General features: G+C 72.0%; 15 protein-coding genes. 3 read left to right on the top strand and 12 right to left on the bottom strand.

Going from position 1 to position 19,546, the window contains the following annotated elements; all coding sequences use genetic code 11:
* Window positions 1-39 precede the first annotated feature (39 nt).
* The 8 genes from QRN56_RS18200 to kduI form a co-directional block, all read right to left on the bottom strand.
* Window positions 40-5,796 (bottom strand): LamG-like jellyroll fold domain-containing protein, encoded by a 5,757-nt coding sequence (locus QRN56_RS18200; protein WP_285105579.1) that lies wholly within the window; start codon window positions 5,794-5,796, stop codon window positions 40-42.
* Window positions 5,797-6,007: 211 nt separating this feature from the next.
* Window positions 6,008-7,498 (bottom strand): aldehyde dehydrogenase family protein, encoded by a 1,491-nt coding sequence (locus tag QRN56_RS18195; protein WP_285105577.1) that lies wholly within the window; start codon window positions 7,496-7,498, stop codon window positions 6,008-6,010.
* A gap of 59 nt (window positions 7,499-7,557) precedes the next feature.
* Entirely contained in the window at window positions 7,558-8,562 is a 1,005-nt protein-coding gene (locus QRN56_RS18190) for an ABC transporter permease (protein WP_285105576.1), read from the bottom strand.
* A gap of 2 nt (window positions 8,563-8,564) precedes the next feature.
* On the bottom strand, window positions 8,565-10,127 hold the full coding sequence (locus tag QRN56_RS18185; protein WP_285105574.1) for a sugar ABC transporter ATP-binding protein: 1,563 nt from the start codon (window positions 10,125-10,127) through the stop codon (window positions 8,565-8,567).
* Entirely contained in the window at window positions 10,124-11,137 is a 1,014-nt protein-coding gene (locus tag QRN56_RS18180; protein WP_285105913.1) for an ABC transporter permease, read from the bottom strand. Before QRN56_RS18180 ends, QRN56_RS18185 begins: the two co-directional genes overlap by 4 nt.
* Before the next feature lie 2 nt (window positions 11,138-11,139).
* On the bottom strand, window positions 11,140-12,240 hold the full coding sequence (locus tag QRN56_RS18175; RefSeq protein WP_285105572.1) for a sugar ABC transporter substrate-binding protein: 1,101 nt from the start codon (window positions 12,238-12,240) through the stop codon (window positions 11,140-11,142).
* Between the two features lie 65 nt (window positions 12,241-12,305).
* Complete coding sequence (gene kduD, locus QRN56_RS18170) at window positions 12,306-13,097, bottom strand: 2-dehydro-3-deoxy-D-gluconate 5-dehydrogenase KduD (RefSeq protein WP_285105570.1); 792 nt, start codon at window positions 13,095-13,097, stop codon at window positions 12,306-12,308.
* Window positions 13,094-13,912, bottom strand: a complete 819-nt coding sequence (kduI, locus tag QRN56_RS18165; RefSeq protein ID WP_285105568.1) for a 5-dehydro-4-deoxy-D-glucuronate isomerase — start codon at window positions 13,910-13,912, stop codon at window positions 13,094-13,096. Before kduI ends, kduD begins: the two co-directional genes overlap by 4 nt.
* A 197-nt stretch (window positions 13,913-14,109) precedes the next feature.
* Here kduI and QRN56_RS18160 point away from each other — a divergent pair, with 197 nt between their 5' ends.
* Window positions 14,110-14,913 carry an IclR family transcriptional regulator gene (locus QRN56_RS18160; protein ID WP_285105566.1) on the top strand — a complete coding sequence of 268 codons (804 nt, stop codon included), beginning with the start codon at window positions 14,110-14,112 and terminating at the stop codon, window positions 14,911-14,913.
* A gap of 76 nt (window positions 14,914-14,989) precedes the next feature.
* Here QRN56_RS18160 and QRN56_RS18155 read toward each other — a convergent pair whose 3' ends face one another.
* Window positions 14,990-15,928, bottom strand: coding sequence for an NADP-dependent oxidoreductase (locus QRN56_RS18155; protein WP_285105564.1), 939 nt, complete (start codon window positions 15,926-15,928; stop codon window positions 14,990-14,992).
* 124 nt (window positions 15,929-16,052) lie between these two features.
* Here QRN56_RS18155 and QRN56_RS18150 point away from each other — a divergent pair, with 124 nt between their 5' ends.
* Entirely contained in the window at window positions 16,053-16,565 is a 513-nt protein-coding gene (locus QRN56_RS18150) for a MarR family winged helix-turn-helix transcriptional regulator (protein WP_285105562.1), read from the top strand.
* A gap of 33 nt (window positions 16,566-16,598) precedes the next feature.
* Here QRN56_RS18150 and QRN56_RS18145 read toward each other — a convergent pair whose 3' ends face one another.
* The 3 genes from QRN56_RS18145 to QRN56_RS18135 all read right to left on the bottom strand — a co-directional run bounded on the left by QRN56_RS18145 (window position 16,599) and on the right by QRN56_RS18135 (window position 18,862).
* Window positions 16,599-17,408 carry a M15 family metallopeptidase gene (locus QRN56_RS18145; protein ID WP_285105560.1) on the bottom strand — a complete coding sequence of 270 codons (810 nt, stop codon included), beginning with the start codon at window positions 17,406-17,408 and terminating at the stop codon, window positions 16,599-16,601.
* A gap of 82 nt (window positions 17,409-17,490) precedes the next feature.
* On the bottom strand, window positions 17,491-18,321 hold the full coding sequence (locus tag QRN56_RS18140) for a C40 family peptidase (RefSeq protein ID WP_285105558.1): 831 nt from the start codon (window positions 18,319-18,321) through the stop codon (window positions 17,491-17,493).
* 109 nt (window positions 18,322-18,430) lie between these two features.
* The gene (locus tag QRN56_RS18135; protein WP_285105557.1) at window positions 18,431-18,862 is read right to left on the bottom strand and encodes a hypothetical protein; all 432 of its coding nucleotides are present in this window, start codon (window positions 18,860-18,862) and stop codon (window positions 18,431-18,433) included.
* 84 nt (window positions 18,863-18,946) lie between these two features.
* Here QRN56_RS18135 and QRN56_RS18130 point away from each other — a divergent pair, with 84 nt between their 5' ends.
* Window positions 18,947-19,321 carry a hypothetical protein gene (locus tag QRN56_RS18130; protein WP_285105555.1) on the top strand — a complete coding sequence of 125 codons (375 nt, stop codon included), beginning with the start codon at window positions 18,947-18,949 and terminating at the stop codon, window positions 19,319-19,321.
* The last annotated feature ends 225 nt before the right edge of the window (window positions 19,322-19,546 follow it).

Here is a 19,546-nt window from a genome sequence, read left to right as displayed (position 1 = left end):
CCGGGCCCGGAGGACACGTCCTCCGGGCCCGTCCCTCTTCTACCTCACCCTGACGGTCACCCTGGTCTCCGCCGCGAGCGCCAGCTCGCTGCCGAGGTAGGACGCCGTGAGCGTCAGGTCCTTCCCCTTGGGCTGGGCCACCTCGAAGCGGGCGAGCCCGTTCTGAATGGTCCCGAGGAGCGTCTGGCCGTCCTTCACCGCGATGCGCACCTGCCCCGTCACCGGGACCTCGTTCGCGGCGGTGAAGGAGACCTCGACGGCCACCTTCTTGCCCGACTTCTTCGCGGTGATCTCCATGGTGGGCACCACCTTGTCGACCACGACCCGGACCTTCGACGTCGCGGCCCTGTGGTCGGCGTCGCCCGCATAGCGCAGGGTCAGGTCGTACACCCCTGGCTTCAGCGAGGTGGCCGGCAGGACGAGGGTTCCTCGCCCGTCCGCGATCGTGGTCGTCGCGAGGGTGGTGTCACCGTCGCGCAGCTCGACCGCACCCGTGGCCGTGGCCGGTGAGACCGCCACCGAGACCGTGCCCGCCGTGCCGTAGGTGATGGGCAGGGCCACGCCGGCCACCGCCGTCACCGTCGGCGACTTCACCGTGACGGTCACCGTGGCCGCGGCGGACAGGTCTTCCCCGTCGTCGGCCTTGTAGGTGAACACGTCCTTGCCGGAGAACCCGTCGTCGGAGGTGTAGGTGAAGGACCCGTCCGCCTCCAGCGTGACCCGGCCGTTGGCCGGCTGGGTCACCGCGGTCGCGGTCAGGACGTTGCCGTCGGCGTCGGTGTCGTTGGCCAGCACACCCGGCGCCGGGAGGGTCAGCGGCTGACCGCCCACGGCCGAGTAGGCGTCGTTGCCCGCCACCGGAGCCGTGTTGACGGGCGGCTGCTCGCCCTCCTCCACCGTGATGGTCACCGTCGTCGCCGCGGACGTCGCCGCGCCGTCGGAGGCCTTGTAGGTGAACGTGTCCGTCCCGAAGTACCCGCTTTCGGGCGTGTACGTGAAGGACCCGTCCGCCTGCAGGACGACGTCGCCGTGCGCCGGCTGGGTGAGCCCGGTCGCGGTCAGGTCGTCGCCGTCGATGTCGGTGTCGTTCGCCAGGAGCCCCGGCGCCGCCACCTCCAGCGGCTCGTCCTCGACGGTGCCGTAGGCGTCGGCGGCACCCACCGGGGCCGTGTTCGACGCCGTCCCGGCGTGGAGGTCGCCCACCTGCTCGGCGGTCAGCTCGTAACCGAACATCCGGAAGTCGTCGACGAGGCCGTCCCAGCGGCCGTCGGGCCAGCTGGTCCCGCCGATGAGGTTGGTCGTCGTCTGGCCGCCCACCCCGACGTCACCGATGGTGACGGTGAAGTCGTCGCGCGTGGCCTGGAGCTCGCCGTCGAAGTAGATCTTCCCGACCGAGCCGCTCTGGGTGAACACCACGTGCGTCCACTCGTTGAGCGGCAGGTCGTTGCCCTGGCCCAGCACCAGACGCTCCTGGGCGCTGCCCGGGGTGCCGGGCGCCTTGAACGTCGCCGCGAAGCCGGTGGCCCCGCTGGTCTGGGTGTTGGACTGCAGCAGGAAGAACGTGTCGGTGCTGCTGCCGATCTGCAGCAGCGGCACCCACGTGGGCAGGGCGTCGGGGCGAGCCCAGATCGAGACGCTGAACTCGCCCTCCATCCCGGCCTCGATGTTGTCCGGCAGCTCGACCTGGTTGCCCGTGCCCGACGCACCGCCGGGCAGGTTGACCGCCCCGCCGAACTTCCCGGCACCGGACCAGCCGGTCGACCCGGTGAGCGTCGCCGCCCCGACCGAGCTGTCCAGCCCGGTGTTGGCCGCCGTCGATCCCTGACCCTCGTCGAAGGTGTAGTGGATCGGCGTGCCCTCGCCGGGCGGCGGCCGCTCGACCGTGTGCTCCACGGTCTGCGCGGAGTCGCGCCACCCGTCGTCGGCGAGGAAGCGGATCTGCACCTCGTGGTCGCCCGGCGAGAGCGCCACGTCCGTGAACCGCACCGCGCCGGCCGCGACGTCGACCTGCCCGCCCACGCGGGACCCGTCGACCCACAGCTCGGCGACGCCCGTGGGGGCCCCGCCGCTCGCGGCCGCGACGGCACCCGAGACGGTGACCGGCTCGCCGAACGGCGACGGGGAGCCCGGCTCGACCGTGACCGTGGTGGTCGTGGCGAGCGCGCTGCCGTCGGCGTACAGGGCCGCCACGGCGTCGTCACCGAGCGCCGAGGTGTAGACCCGGACGTCGTCCATGAGGCCGTCGTAGGCAGGGTCCGGGAAACCGTTGCGCCCCAGCCAGTTGTTGGCCGTCGGCCCGACGTCGGACATGTCGATCGTCAGGTCGTCGCGGGACGCGATGGGCTCGCCGTCCAGGTAGAGCGTGCCGGTCGCACCTTGACGGGTGAACGCGACGTGGTTCCACTCGCCCGCCACGACGTCACGGGTCGGCGTCGCGTAGACCCGTTCCTGCAGCGCGTTCCCCTTGGCCTTGAACGTGGCCGCGAGACCGGTGGCACCGGCGGCGTTGGTCTGCATCTGGATCTGGAAGAAGCTGCCGGCTCCCTCGAGCCCGTCCCCGATGTGGAACAGGCCGGTCCAGCCCGTCTTCGTGTCGGGCCGCACCCAGAACGAGGTGGTGAAGCTCTCCTCGCCCTGGAGCAGGTTGTCCGGCAGGTCCACCGCGTTGGCGTTGCTGCCGCCGCTGAGGTCGAGGGCGTCGCCGAACACGCCGTCCTCGCTCCAGCCGGTGGTCCCCGTGAGCGTGGCAGCGCCCACGGACCCGTCCGTGCCGGTGTTGGCGGCCCGGGTGCCGGAGCTCTCCTCGAAGGCGTAGTGCACGGGGACGTCGGAGGCGCCCGCGTCGGAGCCCACGATCACCAGGTCGTCGATCATGACGCCCGCGCCCGAGTCCCCGGCGGAGATGGTCAGGTCCTGCGACCGTGCCCCGGCCACGAAGGTCCCGACGTACGTGCCGAACGCCGTCTGCGACGACAGGTTGGCCCCCGCCGACAGGGTCGTCGACAGGTCACCGACCGAGAGGTCGGCGGTGCCGGGTGCCGTGCCGGCGGACCGGCTGTCGCGGGCGTAGCGCAGCGAGACCCGGTACTCACGGCCCGGGTCGAGACCCTTGACCGTGCGGGTCAGGCTGCCCTCGCTGCCCACGGCGAGGTGATAGCCGGTCAGGCCGAGGCCGCCCTGGCTGGGCGCCGCGGCACGGACGAGCTGGACCTCGCTGTCGACCTCCCACGGGGACATCCGGCCGTTGCCCGGCGCGACGTCCACGACGGCCGGCGGGTTGGCGGAACGCCACTCCGCGGGCAGGCGGGGGTACTCGATCTGGTCGACCAGGTGCGGGGCCGGGGCGTCCATCTCGACCTCGGGGTCGATCTGGAAGATGTCGGCCACCGACGGCGTGCCGTCCTCGTCGAAGACGAAGAGCATGTACGCACCGGGCGGGGCGTACGTGCCGTCGACCGGGCTCTCGACGGTGAGGGTGTCACCGTTCTGGGCGAACGCCAGGTCCTGGAAGTTCTGGTCGTTGTTGAACCCGTGCGTCACCGAGCCGTTGCGGACCAGGGTGACCCGGGAGACGTCGACGTCGGCCTGCACGTCGAACGTGCCGTCGTAGCCGACCTTCTCCGGCACGCCCGTGACCTCCGGACGCACCGCCGGCTCGTCGCCGTCGAAGAGGTACGACGGGGAGTAGAACTCGACGTCCGTGTAGTTGCGCGGGCCCGGCGTACCGCCGCCGCCCACCATCAGACGGCCGTCGGGCAGGAGCAGCGCGGTCGAGTGGTACAGGCGGGCGTGCTCGTAGGGCACGTCCACCGTGGTCCACTCGCCGGTGTCGGGGTCCCAGATCTCGGCGCTGGTGACGTAGCCGCCGTTGCCGTTGTTGTCGCGCGAGCCGCCGGTGACGATCACGTCGCCGTCGGGCAGCACCGTGGACGTGGCCCAGTGCCGGGCGTACTGCATCGGCTCGGTCGCCTCGACCACGGGCGCGTCGGTGCCGCCGGTGATGTCGACGGTGAAGCCGGCGCGGGCGCCGTCCGGACCGCCGCCGTTGGCCCACCAGCCGCCGCCGACCTGCAGGATCTTGCCGGGGCGGTACATCGTGGCGGTGGACGTGGCGCCGACCGGGTTGCCGAGGCCGCCCTGGTTCGCGACGTCCGCGGGCAGGGTGCCCCGGAGCGTCACCTCACCGTCGCCGGAGGGGTCGAGCTCGTACATCTGGGTGCCGGTGATGTTGAAGACGTTGCCGTTGCCCGGCGCGACGAACGCACGCGGGTACCACCAGCGGTTCTCGTCGGGCCCGTTGCCGCCTCCGCCGTCGCCGTACGTGGCCGCGCTGGTGGCGCCCTCCAGCAGCTTCCAGGAGCTGCCCTCGTCCGGCGTGTAGATCTCCGGCGTCAGCACGCCGGGACCGCCCGGGCCGCCCTTGAGGCTGCCGCCCTGCACCACGACGGAGCCGTCGGGCAGGGTGGTGCCCGTGGGGTACCAGCGCGGGTAGTTCATCGGGGCCTCGTTGCGCAGGCCCTGGTTGGTCGTGTAGCTGGTGACGCCGATGGCGGCGTCGTTGGGCGCGTTGCCGCCCAGGCCGTCGTCACCGCCGACCGTCATGGTGGCCCGCCGGTGCGGCATCTGGACCTGCATCGAGCAGAACAGGTCGGTGTACGTGGAGTTCGTGACGATGCCGTCGTTCACGTTGGCGGTCGTGCGCTCCTCGTCCGGGTCCCAGACGTCGATCTCCATCTGGCCGCCCTGCGTGACGCACGAGTTGCCGTAGAAGTCGTAGGGCGTGTTGTCGGTGCAGCCCGACGAGACGCTGCCGAACGACTGGACCTTGCCGTCGGACGTCAGCGCCGCGTTGATCGGCACCAGCGGCCAGGGCGTGACGCCGCTCCAGGCGCCCTGCTCGGCCTTGTTCGGCGCCGAGCAGTCGGCCGGGAGCAGGCCCGCGGTGTAGGCCAGGCCGTTCTTGATCTGCGTGCGGATCGGGGCCTCGGCGTACGCCGTGCCCTCGTGCCCCATCCCCGAGTACCACGACCGGCCGGAGTCGATCTCCTGGCACCACGTGATCGGGTGGTTCGTGCCGTTGTTGCCCCCGCCGTAGGACGACTCGTCGGCGTTCAGGAGGGTGCGTACGTTGGGCGCCGGGTTGACCAGCCAGTCGTACCACTCGTCGCTGCGGGTGAACTCGGCCGGCAGGCCCTGGGTCAGCGGGTGCGAGGTGTCCTTGACCACCACGCGGCCCGGGCGCACCGCGGGGTTCTCGGGGTGGCCCTCGGACGCCGCGCCCACGAGCCGGGCGTAGAACGGGTTCACGTCGTGCTCGCTCTGGCCGACCGACCAGCCCGCGTAGTGCAGGCCCAGGTAGCCGCCGCCACCGCGGATGTAGGCCTCCAGCGCGGCGCGCTGGTCCACGTTGAACAGCACGCCACCGGTCTGGGCGAACGCGATCGTGTCCTTGGTCGCGAGGTTCGCCGTGGTGAAGGCGGCGGGGTCGTCGGTCTCCTGGATCTCGACCGGCTGGCCGTACTCGACGCCCAGGTCCGCGACCAGGTCACGGATGGCCTGACGGGCCTGGACGTGCGAGGCGTGGAAGTTGGACTTGTAGAACAGCAGCACGCGCAGCACGCCGTCGTCGACGGACCCGGGCGCGGCCTGCGCGGAGGCCGCTGCTGCGGGTGCGGCCTGGGCGACGCCGCCCAGGAAGGGTACGACCGCCAGGGAGGCGGCGAGCACGGCCGCCAGGCGTGCCCGGCGGGAGCGACGCGCGTGGTGGCGCCGGTCAGGTCTGCGTAACAGGTTCATCGTTGATCCCTTTTCGCACGGTTCTCATGGACATGAAGGCAGCCCGGACGGCCGATCCCCCGCCCCGGGGTCGGCCGCCCAGACCTGTCACTGGGTGTTGCTGTGTTCCTGTGTGGTTCCTGCTGGTTGTCGGGTGGGTGGGTTCGGTCCTCGTGGGACGTTCCCGGTGGTGCTGCTCGGTCCGCGCGGCGTCAGCGCCGGCGGCGCGGGCTCACCGGAGCTCGGCGATGACGGTCTTGAGCTCCGTGTAGTCGTCCAGCCCGAACGAGCCCAGCTCGCGACCCCAGCCGGACTGCTTGAAGCCGCCCCGCGGGAGGGTGACGTCGTCCGCGTGCCAGGTGTTGAGCCAGACCGTGCCGGCCCGGAGCTTGCTGCCGACCCGGTGGGCCGTGCTCAGGTCGCGCGACCACACGCCCGCGGCCAGGCCGTAGACCGTGTTGTTGGCCGCCGCGACCACCTCGTCCTCGCTGTCGAACGGGATGGCGGTGATGACGGGCCCGAAGATCTCGTCGGTCTGGACCGCCATCTGCTCGGTGACGTCGGTGATGAGGGTCGGGGAGAAGAAGTAGCCGCGGTCGGCGGCCGGGCCGGCGCTGCCCGCGGCGATCGTGGCGCCGTCGGCGACCGCGCCCCGCACGTAGCCCATGACCTTCTCGTGCTGCTCCTGCGAGACCAGCGGCCCCATCGTGGTCGCCGGGTCGAACGCGTCGCCGACCCGGATGGCCTTGGCCGCCGCGGCCACACCCTCGATGACCTGGTCGAACACCTCGCGCTGCACGTAGAGGCGCGAGCCGTTGACGCAGCACTGGCCCTCGTTGAAGTAGCCCGCCAGGGCGGCGCCGGCGATCGCGGCGTCGAGGTCGGCGTCGGCGAAGATGATGTTGGGCGCCTTGCCGCCCAGCTCCAGCGAGACCTTCTTGAGGTTCTTCGAGGCACCCGCGGCGATCTTCTTGCCCACCTCGGTGCTGCCGGTGAAGGCGACCTTGTCGACGCCGGCGTGGTCCACCAGGGCGGCGCCCGCGTCGCCGAACCCGGGCAGCACGTTGACCACACCGGCCGGGAGGCCGGCCTCCAGCAGCAGCTCGCCGAGCCGGAGCGCGGTGAGCGGGGTCTGCTCGGCCGGCTTGAGCACCACGGTGTTGCCCGCCGTGATGGACGGGATGATCTTGAAGGCGGCCATCGTGAGCGGGAAGTTCCAGGGCACGATGCCGGCGACGACGCCGATGGCCTCACGCCGGGTGTAGGCGTGGAAGTCCCGGCCGGGCACCGACATGGGAATCGTCGTGCCCTCCAGCTTGGTGGCCCAGCCGGCGAAGTAGCGGAACAGCTCGGCGGCCACGCCGACGTCGCCCCGGGCGGACGCGAGGCTCTTTCCGTTGTCGAGCGACTCCAGCTGGGCGAACTCCTCGGTGCGCTCGTCGATCATGTCGCCGATGCGCCACAACAGGTGCGAGCGGTCGCGCGGGGTCATCTTCGACCACGGTGAGCCCGACTCGAACGCGTTGCGGGCGGCGGTGACCGCCCGGTCGGCGTCGACCGCGGACGCCTGGGCCACCTGGACCAGGACCTCCTCGGTCGCCGGATTCACCGTCGCGAAGGTCTTGCCGTCCTTGGAGTCCACCCACTCACCGTCGATCAGCAGCTGCTTGGGCGAGGACAGGAACGAGGAGACGGCGGGCAGGAGAAGGGAGTTCTCGGACATGGGGAGCCTTCCGGGGTGTCGGGGTTCTCAGGAGTGGTTCGGGGCGAGGTGGGCCGCGGCTACTTGATGATCAGCACCTTCGACCGGTCGAGGGTGAGCGCGACGGCGGCGACGATGATCGCGCCGTAGAGGATCTGCTCGTACGCCGACGGCACGCCGACGATCGGCAGCCCCACGCGCAGCAGGGTCACCACGAGCGCCCCCGCGAGGCTGCGCCACAGCGAGCCGTGGCCGCCGGTGATGGCGGTGCCGCCCACCACGATGGCAGCCACCGCGGGCAGCAGCAGGTTGTCGGCCATGGTCGGGCTGCCGCTGAAGTTGCGGGACACCAGCATGACGGCGGCCAGCCCGGCGCAGGCGCCGGAGACGGTGAACGCGGCGACCTTGACCAGGTCGACCGGGGCGCCGCCCAGGCGGGCCGCCGACTCGGAGTAGCCGGTGGCGCGGATCCAGGCGTCGAGCGGGGTGAACCGGACCACCAGGGAGACCGCCACCACGACGAGCAGGGCGACGAAGAACGACATCGGCACCACGCCGGCCACGTAGAGCGTGAGCCAGTGGGTGGCGTCGCGGTCGATCACCCGGATCGGCCCGGCGTCGGAGATCACCAGCGCGATCGCGGTGAAGATGCTCATGCCGCCGAGCGTGACGATGAACGACGGGATGCGCAGCAGCACGTGGGCGACGCCCTGCAGCGCCCCGATCGCGCCGGTGGCCGCGATGATCGCCAGGGTGGTGAGCCCCCCGAGGTCGGGCAGCCACAGCGCGAAGAACACCGTCGCCAGGGAGCACAGCGCGGCGATCGACAGGTCGATGCCGCCGCACAGGACCACCAGGGTGGCGCCGGCCGCGAGCACGACGAGCGGCGCCGACGTGCGGACCGCGGCCGTGAGGCTGCTGGTGGTCAGGAAGCTCGGGTCTGCGATGGTGAGCGCCGCCAGCAGCACGACGAGCGCGATGACCGGCATGAACGACGTCAGCCGCTGGGCCGTGGTCGGCCGGCCCTTGACGGCGGGCTCGGAGGCAGGCCCGGGGGCCGGCTGGGTGAGGACGGGCGTGGACATGCTCAGACCATCTCCTTGACGAGGTCGAGCGGAGTCGGCTTGCTCCCCGTGGGAGCGGCGACCTCCGTGGTCGCGCGGCCATCGCTCATCACGATGATCCGGTCGGACATGCCGATCGCCTCCTCGAGGCTGTCGGCCAGCAGCACCGTGGCCACGCCGCTGTTGGCGAGCTCACGCATGAGCCGGTACACCTCCGAGCGCGCCCCGACGTCGAGGCCGCGGGTGGGGTGGTCGAGCAGCAGCAGCCGGACGTCGCCGGCCACCAGCCAGCGGGCCAGCACCACCTTCTGCTGGTTGCCGCCCGACAGTCGCTGGATCGCGGTGCCCCGGTGCGGGGTGCGGATCGAGAGCCGGTCGATCCACGTGTCCACCAGCGTCGCCTGCTTGCGCGGCCGGACCACGGGTCCGGTGCAGCGGGCCTGCTGCTTGGTGAGCGTCATGTTGTCGGCCACCGACATGGGGCCCACCATGCCCTCGGTCTTGCGCTCGGCCGGGACGTACCCGATGCCCGCGGCGCAGGCCGCGCGGGTGCCGGACAGGTCGAGCCGCTTGCCGTCGAGCTCCACCTCGCCCGCCGTGGTGGGCTCGGCGCCGAAGAGCGCCCGGCACACGTCCTCGCGGCCGGAGCCGTGCACGCCGACGATGCCGACGATCTCGCCGGCGTGGACGTCCAGGTCGACGCCCTGGAACGTCCTGCCGGACAGGCCGCGCACCACGAGGCGGGGCCTGCGGGGCTCGTCGGACCGCTCGGCGGCGCCGTCGTGGTAGTGGTCGTCGGACCCGGTCGAGCCGATCATCATGCGGTGCAGCTCGGCCGGGGCCGCGCCCTCGGCGGGCACCTCGCCCACCGACTGGCCGCCACGCAGCACGGCGACCCGGTCGCAGACGTCGAGCACCTCGTCGAGCCGGTGCGAGACGAAGACGACGGACGCGAACTCGCGCAGCCGCCGCACCTGGGTGAAGAGGGTCTCGATCTCCTTGGACTCCAGCACCGAGGTGGGCTCGTCGAGGATGATCACCGGCGGGTGCGAGGTGCGCTCCTCGATGCGGAGCACCTTGGCGATCTCGACCATCTGCCGGTCGGCGAAGCTCAGGGTGTCGGTGCGCGCGAGGGGGTCGATGTGCGACCCGATCTTGTCCAGCTGCTCCTGCGCGAGCCGGCGCATCGTGCCCCAGCGGTAGATGCCGCGGCGCACGCCCGGCCCCTCGCTGCCGAGCACGATGTTCTCGGCGGCGGTGAGGTTGGGCACGAGCGACTGCTCCTGGAACACCATGCCGATGCCGTGGTCGGCGGCGTCGACGACGCTCCGCAGCCGCACCTTCTCGCCGCGCACCCAGATCTCGCCGGCGTCCGGCCGCACGAGCCCGACCAGCGCCTTGAGCAGCGTGGACTTGCCGGCGCCGTTCTCGCCGGCCAGGCCCAGCACCTCGTTCCGGCGCACCACGAGGTCCACGCCGTCGAGCGCCTTGACGCCCGGGTAGTGCTTGACGAGTCCGCGCACCTCGAGGGCGTGCCGGGGTTCCGGCACGCGGGGTGCGGTCTCTGTCCGCAGGTTCGTTGTCACTTGGTCACCTGGTTCCTACGACGCTGTGGGATGACGGCGGCCGCGACGGCCGCGACGACGATGAGGCCCTGTACACCGCCCTGCCAGTACGGGCTCACCCCGACCTGGACGAGGCCGTTGGTCAGGACGGTCACCAGCAGCACGCCGACCGTGGAGTGGAGGATGCCACCGCGGCCGCCGGTGAGCAGGGTTCCGCCGACGACGGCGGCCGTGATGGCCGAGAAGTCGTAGCCCTTGCCGGCCTGAACCAGACCCGCGCTGAGCTGGCTGGTGACCAGCACGCCGGCCAGGCCGTAGAACGCGCCCGCCATGGTGAAGACCGCCACCTTGAAGGGCGCGACCCGCACGCCGGAGAGCGACAGCACCTCCTCGGCGCCGCCGATCGCGAAGGCGTACCGGCCCAGGCGCGAGTAGCGCTGGACCAGGGCGCCCAGGACCACGCAGGCCAGCGCGATCCAGGTCAGGTGGGCCAGGCCGAGGAACCGGTCCACGGCCCAGCCCTCCAGCATCGGGTCGGAGACGTTGGGCTGGACGCCCGCGAACAGGAGAGTGGCCACACCCAGGCCCACGGCGGAGACACCGAGGGTGGCCATGAACGACGGCACCTTGAGCACGACCAGGGCGAGCCCGCTGAGGCAGCCGAGCGCGGCGGCCAGCAGGACCGCCACGGCGACCCCGAGCAGACCCCAGTCGTTGTCGTTGCGGTTGTTGGCGACCAGGAGGGCGACCGTGATGGCGGACGCACCCATGATCCCGGGGGCGGACAGGTCGATCGAACCCATCATCAGCACGAAGCTGATGCCGATGGTCACGACGGCGAGGACCGCCGCGGCGTCCAGTACGTTCTGCACGTTGGAGAGCGTGCGGAACCCGGGGCTGAGGATCGCGAAGATCCCGAAGATGACGACGAGCGCGATCGGCGGTCCCGCGTCCCGCAGGGACACCCCCCGCCGAGGCCGGGGGCGTTGCGCGTGCACGACGTCGGTGTCGGCTTCGGCGGGGGGTGCCATGGTCACGAGATCGCGCCCTGCGAACGGCTGAAGAGGTTGTCGCAGGCGAAGTCGGCCTCGTCGGTCTCCGGGGAGACGAAGTCGGCGACGTTGTCCTGCTCGATGAGGAACTGCTCGGCGAACCAGGCGCGGTCCTCGTCGGCGATGTCCTCGACGGCGAGCTCGCCGGTGGCCACGCAGTAGCCGATGGCCAGGCCGATGCCGCCCTGCCAGGGGCCGTCGCTGGAGACGGTCGCCGTCATGGTGCCGTCCTCGATCGCCGTCAGCGCGTCCGGCACGGCGTCGATGCCGACCACGGCCACGTCGTCGCGGCCGGCCTGCTGCAGCGCCTCGAGCGCGCCGAGCGCCATGTCGTCGTTGGCGGCCCAGATGCCCTTGACGTCCTCGCCGTGCTTGGTGAGGAGCGTCTTGGTGACCTCCAGCGCCTCGGCGCGGGAGAAGTTGGCGGTCTGGTCGTCGAGCAGCTCGACGTCCGGGTTGGCCGCCAGCGACTCCTCGAGCCCGGCGAACCGGTCCTTGGCGGCACCGGTGTCCAGGATGCCCTGGAGGGCGATGATGCCCCCCGAGCCGCCGATGGCCTCGGCCAGCGCGTCGCCGATCTGCTTGCCGGACTCCACGCCGTTGTAGGTGATGTGCGAGAGCCAGTGGTCGTAGTCGGTGACGTTCAGGTCGGCCGGCTTGTTCCACTGGGTGACCAGGTAGGCGCCGGCCTCCTCGGCACCCTCGACGATGGGCGGGGTGTCGGAGTCGCCGTTGGGCAGGATGTTCATGACGAGGCACTCGGTGTCGCCGGCGAGGAGCTGGCTGATCTGCTCCTGCTGACGCGTCGAGTCGCCGTCGTAGGTGAGCCGCTCCTGGGTGAGGCCGACCTGCTCGGCGAAGGCGTCGCCGCCGTCGAGCCACGAGGCCTCGTAGGGGTTGGACTCGTTGCGCACCTGGCCCACCAGGGTGACGTCGGCGGGGTCGCAGGCGGCGCCGCCCTCGGCGCTGCCACCGCCCCCGGCGGCCGTCTCGGTGCAGCCCGTGAGTGCGGCGGCCGCCAGCGCGACGCCGAGGACGGCGGCCGTGCCTCGAGCGGCAGTGTGTCGAGAGGTGAACTTCATTGTCGTTTCCTCGATTTCGTTCGGTGCCGGTGTCCGGCGGTGGAACTGATGTGGGAGGGACGGGCTCAGCGGGCCAGCCAGCCTCCGTCGACGGCCAGGACGTGACCGTTGACGTAGTCGGCGGCAGGTGAGCTGAGGAAGACGGCCGCTCCGGCGACGTCCTCGGCGGTGCCCCAGCGGCCGGCCGGGATGCGTTCGAGGATGGAGCGTGAGCGGTCCGCGTCGTCGCGGAGCGCGGTGGTGTTGTCGGTGACCATGTAGCCCGGGGCGATCGCGTTGACCTGGACGCCGTGCGGCCCCCACTCGTTGGCCAGCGCCTTGGTCACCCCGGCCACCCCGTGCTTGCTCGCGGCGTACGACACCACCCGCAGGCCGCCCTGGAAGGACAGCAGGCTGGCGATGCTGACGACCTTGCCGTGGCCGCGTTCGACCATCGGCCGGCCGAGCTGCTGGGTGAGGAAGAAGAGCCCGTTGAGGTTGACGTCGAGCACGCGCTGCCAGGAGTCGCGGCTGACGTCGACGGAGTCCTCGCGGTCGATGATCCCGGCGTTGTTGACCACGATGTCGATCTGCCGCGAGCCGGTCAGCTCGGCGCAGACCCGCTCGACCGCGTCGAGGTCGCTCACGTCGAGGTCCACGACGTCGGCCTTCGCACCGAGCGCGACGACCTGGTCGCGCGTCTCGTCCTGGTTGCCCGGGCGGCCCAGCAGCACGACGTCGGCCCCCGCGCGGGCGAGGCCGAGCGCGACCGCCCGGCCGAGGCCGCGCCCCGCACCGGTCACCGCGGCGCACCTGCCGTGCAGGTCGAAGGGTGAGCGCGCCTCACCGGCGGGCGTGGCGGCCGGGTCGGTGGTCACAGGTCCTCCAGCGCCACGGGGCTCAGGTCCGTGTAGACGTTGTTCTCGCCGGCCATCGCCCAGATGAAGGCGTACGACCCGGTGCCGGCCCCGGCGTGGACCGACCAGGGCGGGGAGATGACGGCCTCGCGGTTGCGGAGCACGAGGTGGCGGGTGGCGCCGGGCTGGCCCATGAAGTGGAAGACGCGGTCCTGCTCGTCGAGGTCCACGTAGCAGTAGATCTCCGTGCGGCGGTCGTGCAGGTGCGGCGGGAACGTGTTCCAGACCGAGCCGCTGGCGATCACGGTCACCCCGAACTGGAGCACGGAGGTCTTGAGCTCCTGGCCCCAGGCGTAGCGGAAGAGGTTGCGCTCGTTGGCCGCCTCGGCCGTGCCCAGCGGGACCGGCTCGATCTCGCCGTGGCTGAGCGCCTGGGTCGGGTAGGTCGCGTGCGCCGGGGCGGACACGAAGTAGAAGGCGGCGTCGGCACCGCCGAAGGACACCTCGCTCCCCCGCCCCACGAAGAGGCCGTCGAGGTGCTCCAGCTCGTACTTCTCGTCGTCGACCACGACGTGCCCGGCGGCCCCGACGTTGATGATGCCGAGCTCGCGGCCCTCGAGGTGGGACTCGGTGCCCAGCACGTCGGACCAGGCCGGCAGGGCGAGCTCGGTGGTGTCGGGAACCGCCCCGCCGATCACCATCCGGTCGTCGTGGGTGTAGGTGCCCCGGACCTCGCCGCTCTCGAAGAGGTCTGCGACGAGGAAGCTCTCTCGCAGGTCCGCAGTGGTGGCCGTCTCCGCGCTGGACGGAGATGTCGAGTATCGAACCTGGATCACGTAGCTGCCCCTCGGTCGGTCTGCGAATCGCGTTCGTCTGTGAACTGCGTTCGTCTATGTGAACTGGTCTGAAGATAGACGTGATCCGGCTCACGGGTCAAGGGGCGGAAACCTGTCCATGTATGCGAACTCGCGGTAGTGTCGTATTCACCCCCGGGGAGGGCCCGGTGCACCGTGGTAGGACCAGAGGAGAGTTCATGCAGCTTCAGAAGGAGTTCAAGAGGGAGACGAACGGCGCCGCCGACGCGGGGCCGGTCAAGTCCGCCGCCCGCGCCCTGGACCTGCTGGACGACATCGCCGCCCGCGGCCCCGGAACTCAGCTGCAGCTCTCGAACCGGCTCAACATCCCCAAGAGCAGCCTCCACGCGCTGCTGCGGACCATGACCGAGCGCGGCTGGCTGCAGACGGACCCCACGGGCAGCGTCTACCAGCTCGGCATCCACTCCCTGGTGGTGAGCTCGGCCTACCTCGACGGCGACCCCGTGCTGGCCCGCGCCCAGTCCGTGCTGGACGAGGTGGCCGCCGCCACCCAGGAGACGGTCCACCTGGGCCGGCTCGACGGCGCCGACGTCATCTACACCGCCAAGCGCGAGTCGGTGCACCCGCTGCGCATGCACTCCGCCGTCGGGCGCCGGCTCCCGGCGTACGCCACGTCGCTGGGGCGCGCCCTGCTCGCCGAGATGCCGGCCGAGTCCCGCCGCGACCTGGTGCCCGAGTCGATCGCCGCGATCACCCCGCACACGACCACCGAGAAGGAGGCCGTGCTCGAGATCATCGACCAGGCGGCCTACCAGGGGTACGCCACCGAGAGCGAGGAGTCGTGCATGGGCGTGCGCTGCTTCGGTGTGGCGCTCCCCTTCGGCCACCACGCGGTGGACGCGATGAGCGTCGCGGTGCCGATCAGCCGGCTCGGCGACGGGCGCGAGGACCTCATCATCGAGACCCTGCTCAGCGTGCGGTCGCGGCTGGCGGCCGTGCACGACAACAGCATGGTGCGCTGAGGACCCGCCCACAGGCACGCACGGACCCCGCCGGGCCCGGAGCTTCCGCTCCGGGCCCGGCGGGGTCCCCGTTCTCTCAGACGGCGGGCGGGACGACCACGACCTTGCCGTGGACCTGCCCCGCGTCGGCCTGCCGGTGGATCGCGGGCAGCTCGCTCAGCGGCACGCGCCGGGCGATCTCCACGTGCAGGTCACCGCTGTCGACGAGGGCGACCAGGCCCGAGAGCACGTCGGCGTCGGGGTGCAGGAAGACGGTGACCGCGCGCACGCCGCGCGCCTCGTCACCGGGTGTGGTCACGGTCGGCGTCGTGGAGACGACGACGCCGCCGTCGCGGACCCGGGCGACCAGGGCCGCGAAGCCCTCGGCGGTGATCGGGGCCAGGTTGAGCAGCACGTCGACCGGCTCGGTCACCGCGTCGAGCACCGAGGTGGTCGTGTGGTCGATCACCTCGTCCGCGCCGGCCGCCTTGACGGCCTGCTCGCTGCGCGGGCTCGCGGTGGCGACGACGTACGCGCCGGCGCGCCTGGCGAGCTGCACGGCGTACCCACCCACCGGGCCGCCGGCACCGTTGATCAGCACCCGCTGACCGGCCTGGAGCCCGCCGGCCTCGAACAGCGCCTGCGAGGCGGTGAGGCCCACGGACGGGAGCCCGGCGGCGTCGGCCAGCGGGATGCGCGTCGGGGCCGCCACCAGGTCGGCCGCCGGGGCGACGACGTACTGCGCCGCCGAGCCGTCGGCGATCATCGGGATGAAGCCGACGACGTCCTGGCCCACGGCGAGGCCCTCCACGCCGTCACCGAGCGCGTCGACCGTGCCGGAGACGTCGTAGCCCGGCACGTGCGGCAGCGCGACGGGGAACGGCAGGAACCCGCCGCGGATGCCGCCGTCGGCCGGGTTGAACGCCGACCCGGCGACCCGGACGCGCACCTCGCCGGCGCCGGGGACCGGCTGGTCGGCGTCCTCGTAGCGCAGAACCTCGGCGGTGCCCGTCTCGTGGAACCGAACTGCCTTCATGATGTCGTTCCCTTCGGTCAAATGCTTCGGATTCGAAGCAACTGATGAGCACGCTAGCACCGCTTCCAATTCGAAGCAAGTGCTTCGAGTTGGAAGTATCGGCGGGCCTGGCTAGGCTGGAGACGTGACCTCGACCCCGCCGCCCCTGGACGCCACGCAGCTGGGCGCCTACTTCGCCCTCATCGAGGCGAGCAGCCTGCTGAAGCACTCCGTCGAGCAACAGCTGCGGGACGCCGGGGACCTGAGCTACGTGCAGTTCCAGCTCCTGGCGACCCTCGGGGACTCCCCGACGGGCAGCCGGCGGATGACCGACCTGGCCGACGGCGTGGTCTACAGCCGCAGCGGGCTGACCTACCAGGCCCAGACGCTGGAGAAGCGGGGCCTCGTGACCCGGTCGCAGTCGTCGGACGACGAGCGCGGCGTCACCGTGACCATCACGGAGGAGGGGCGCGCCGTGCTCGCGGAGGTCTTCCCGGGGCACGTCGCCGTGCTCGACGACCTGCTGTTCGCCCCGCTGACCCGCGCCGACGTCGAGACGCTCGCGGACATCCTCGCCCGCGCGCGGGACCACATGCGGCAGACGCCACCGCGGTCGGCGGGGGCGCGGCGGCGGAAGAAGGCGGCCGCGGCGGACTAGGGGCAGGCGGCGTGCGGCGTCACCCGCTCGGCATCACGCCGCCGTGAACTCCCAGTGCCACGGTTCGTACGGTCCGGAGCCGCCGGCCCGCGCCCACGCCGGGTTGTCCCAGCCGTGCTCCGGGCCGTGCGCCTTGAGCCAGTCCCAGCGCTCGCCCGCGTAGCCGTCGGCGCAGATGTCCACCGCGAGGCCCCAGCCGTGGTTGGACCGACCCGGCGTCGCCGTCAGCGTGGGCTTCTGCGCCTTCGCGGTGACCTGCTGCGCATAGCTGCGGTAGCCGTCCGTGAGACACAGCGCCTCGCCGAACCGCTCGGTGTAGGCCTGGTTCAGACGGGCCAGGGCGACGGCGGCATCGGCCCGGATCGGCGGGTAGCCGTTCCACAGGTCGCACAGCTCGTCGTCGGGCAGGTTGCCGTTGACCCCAGCACCGGTTGCCTCGCCGTCGCAGCCCGGGAGGACGGGCGGAGCCTCGACCTCTACGGGCGCGCGCTCCCCGCCGGACATCGTCGCGTCCTGAGGAACGGTGATGCCGGCGTCGGCCGTTCCACGTGGTGCACGCTCCTGGCTGCGCGAGGCGCCACCTTCGCGGTCGCGCGCTGCCTGCTCCGCGTCGGACGACGGGTCGGTGAGCGCGACGGCGGCTCCGGGCCGGTCGTGCACCTCGCCTCCCGGCCCGCCCGCGGTCGCCACCGCGACCGAGGTGGTGGCGACGAGAGCGATCCCCACCCCGAGCGTCAACGGCCACCGCCCCGTGACCGCGGACAGCGGTCCGCTCGTCGGGGCGGAGTGCCTGCCCTTGCGGTGTCGGCCCCGCCTGGACCGTGCTCGCGTCGGTGTTGCCATGGGTGTTTCTCCTGGGGATCGGCAGGGTCGAAGGCGGGGGGCGTGAGGGGCGGGCCGGAGCCCGCCCCTCACGCGGAGCGCGTCAGAGAACGCGGATGAACGTCGGGTTGGACTGCCAGATCTGCGTGTAGCGCACCGTCTGGCCCGGCACCGGCGCCTCGATCTGCATGCCGTCGCCGGCGTAGATCGCGATGTGCCCGGGCGACCAGATCAGGTCACCGGGCTGCGCCTCGGACCACGAGACCTCCGGCCCGGCGTACCGCTGCTCGGACGAGGTGCGGGGCAGGTTGACCCCGACCTGGGCGTACACGTAGGACGTGAACCCGGAACAGTCCATCCCGGCCGGGGTCGACCCGCCCCACAGGTAGGGCACCCCGAGGTACCGCATCCCGATGGACACCACGGCGGAGCCGGACGCCGAGGCCGGGACGTCGAGCGCGGCCTCGGCAGCCTCCGCGGCGGCGGCCTCCGCTTCCGCGGCAGCCTCTGCCTCTGCCTCGGCGGCGAGCTGTGCCTGGTACTCGTCGTTCTCCGCCGCGGAGACGACCGAGACGGCGGCCTTCTCGACCCTCAGCTCGGCGTCGTTGGCCACGGTCACGACCGGCGCGGCGGCGACGGACTCCTTGGCCTGTGCCGCGAGGGCGTTGAGGTCTGCCGTGTTGAGGGCGCCCTGGACGGACTTGCCGGCCAGGGACGTGGTGACCGATGCGGGTGCCGGGGCCGCTTGGGCGGGGGTCGCGACCAGGGACAGCAGCACGCCGGAACCGGCCGCGGCCGCGACGGCGGTTCTCCCGGCGAGCGTCGTGACCTGTTCGGTGGCGGCTCGGGCGACGTCGGCCAGGACGGGACGGCTGACCGCCCGGTGACGACCACGACCGCGGACGGTCGGGTCAGGGTTGTAGCTGGGCTCCATGAAAGCTGGGACCTTTCGGATCGGAGTAGAACCACACACACGTCCCCGGGTTCGGGGCGCGCGAAACCGGTCGACACCCCGGTGGGGTGGTGTCGAGGGGTGTGGTGGTCTACGTCCGGGAGATCCCCAGGGCATGCAGCGACGGTGCGGCTGCGACGGCCACGCCGGAGGCTGCCCCGCGCTGGGTGTGCGCGATGTCGGGCACCAGCCACCGCAGGGCGAGGTCCGGCTCTCCGGCCAGGTCTGCGGAGGGCGACACGGTCCGGTCGTACCGGGCCGTCACCGTGCGGTTCTCCGAGCAGTGGTTCGGGTCGTCACCGTGGTGACCGGAGGGCCCTCCGGCCTCGGCGGGCGCTACGGCAGATGCCGCGAGCTGCCCGACGGCACTCTCCCGGTGGGTGTGTCCGGCCTCGTCCAGGTGGACGCCGCACAGCGGCTGCACACCCACGACGGTGAGCACGAGGAACATGACGGCCAGGACGCTCGTGACCCCACGCCGAGGTTCGGCGAGCAGCGCGCGAGCGGGACGTGTCAGGTTCATGGCGAGCCCAAGAGTAACGGTATGGACACGGAATGGGGCAACAGGACGTATGGGGTCCATACCCGATGGGGGTATCCTCCTCCGGTGACCACGACCCCCGCACCGGCAGAACGTCTCGCCGAATCGCCAGGTCTCACCGCTTGCAGCCTCTGCGCCGGAGAGACCCTCGGCGATCTCGACCCCCTGCCCGGCGGGCAGCTCGCACGCTTGCGGATCCTTCAGGCCAAGGGTGTCGCGCGGCTGACCCTGTCGGAGTGCCTGGACGAGTGCAACCGCGGCGATGTCGTCGTCGCGCGCCCCACAGCCGCCGGGCGCGCGAGCGGCGCGCGGCCGGTCTGGTTCCAACGTCTCGCCGGAGACCGGGTGACCGATGCGCTGGGGGCGTGGCTCGGCGGCGGCGGGCCGGGCCTCGCTCAGCCGCCCGCCGAGCTCGACGCCCATGTCATCGATCGCTCGTAGCCTGGGCGCGTGAACGGGCCCTGACGCCGGGAGCGACCCACACGGGCAGGCCGGGAGATCACCGGGTCCATCGAGCCGGGCTGACCGGACGGGTCGTTCCACGCTGCCGGGGCCTGGCGTTCCTCGTGCGAGCGGCCACCGGAAAGCGGGGCTGCTCGTCCCCTGACTCAGGGGTCTCGCCCCGCGCGAGCCGGAGCGCCTTCTCCGTGAAGTAGTTCACCTCTC

The organism is Promicromonospora sp. MEB111 (assembly GCF_030209445.1).
Lineage (GTDB): Bacteria > Actinomycetota > Actinomycetes > Actinomycetales > Cellulomonadaceae > Promicromonospora.
Note: the sequence above shows the minus strand (reverse complement) of the source record. Positions and strands in the feature narration are given on the sequence as shown.

Excerpts from the sequence above, each read along its gene's own strand:
- QRN56_RS18180 (WP_285105913.1), bottom strand. The coding sequence starts at position 11,137 with ATGGCACCCCCCGCCGAAGCCGACACCGACGTCGTGCACGCGCAACGC.
- QRN56_RS18155 (WP_285105564.1), bottom strand. The coding sequence starts at position 15,928 with ATGAAGGCAGTTCGGTTCCACGAGACGGGCACCGCCGAGGTTCTGCGC.
- QRN56_RS18140 (WP_285105558.1), bottom strand. The coding sequence starts at position 18,321 with ATGGAGCCCAGCTACAACCCTGACCCGACCGTCCGCGGTCGTGGTCGT.
- QRN56_RS18200 (WP_285105579.1), bottom strand. The coding sequence starts at position 5,796 with ATGAACCTGTTACGCAGACCTGACCGGCGCCACCACGCGCGTCGCTCC.
- QRN56_RS18145 (WP_285105560.1), bottom strand. The coding sequence starts at position 17,408 with ATGGCAACACCGACGCGAGCACGGTCCAGGCGGGGCCGACACCGCAAG.
- QRN56_RS18160 (WP_285105566.1), top strand. The coding sequence starts at position 14,110 with ATGCAGCTTCAGAAGGAGTTCAAGAGGGAGACGAACGGCGCCGCCGAC.
- QRN56_RS18190 (WP_285105576.1), bottom strand. The coding sequence starts at position 8,562 with ATGTCCACGCCCGTCCTCACCCAGCCGGCCCCCGGGCCTGCCTCCGAG.
- QRN56_RS18195 (WP_285105577.1), bottom strand. The coding sequence starts at position 7,498 with ATGTCCGAGAACTCCCTTCTCCTGCCCGCCGTCTCCTCGTTCCTGTCC.
- QRN56_RS18135 (WP_285105557.1), bottom strand. The coding sequence starts at position 18,862 with ATGAACCTGACACGTCCCGCTCGCGCGCTGCTCGCCGAACCTCGGCGT.
- QRN56_RS18175 (WP_285105572.1), bottom strand. The coding sequence starts at position 12,240 with ATGAAGTTCACCTCTCGACACACTGCCGCTCGAGGCACGGCCGCCGTC.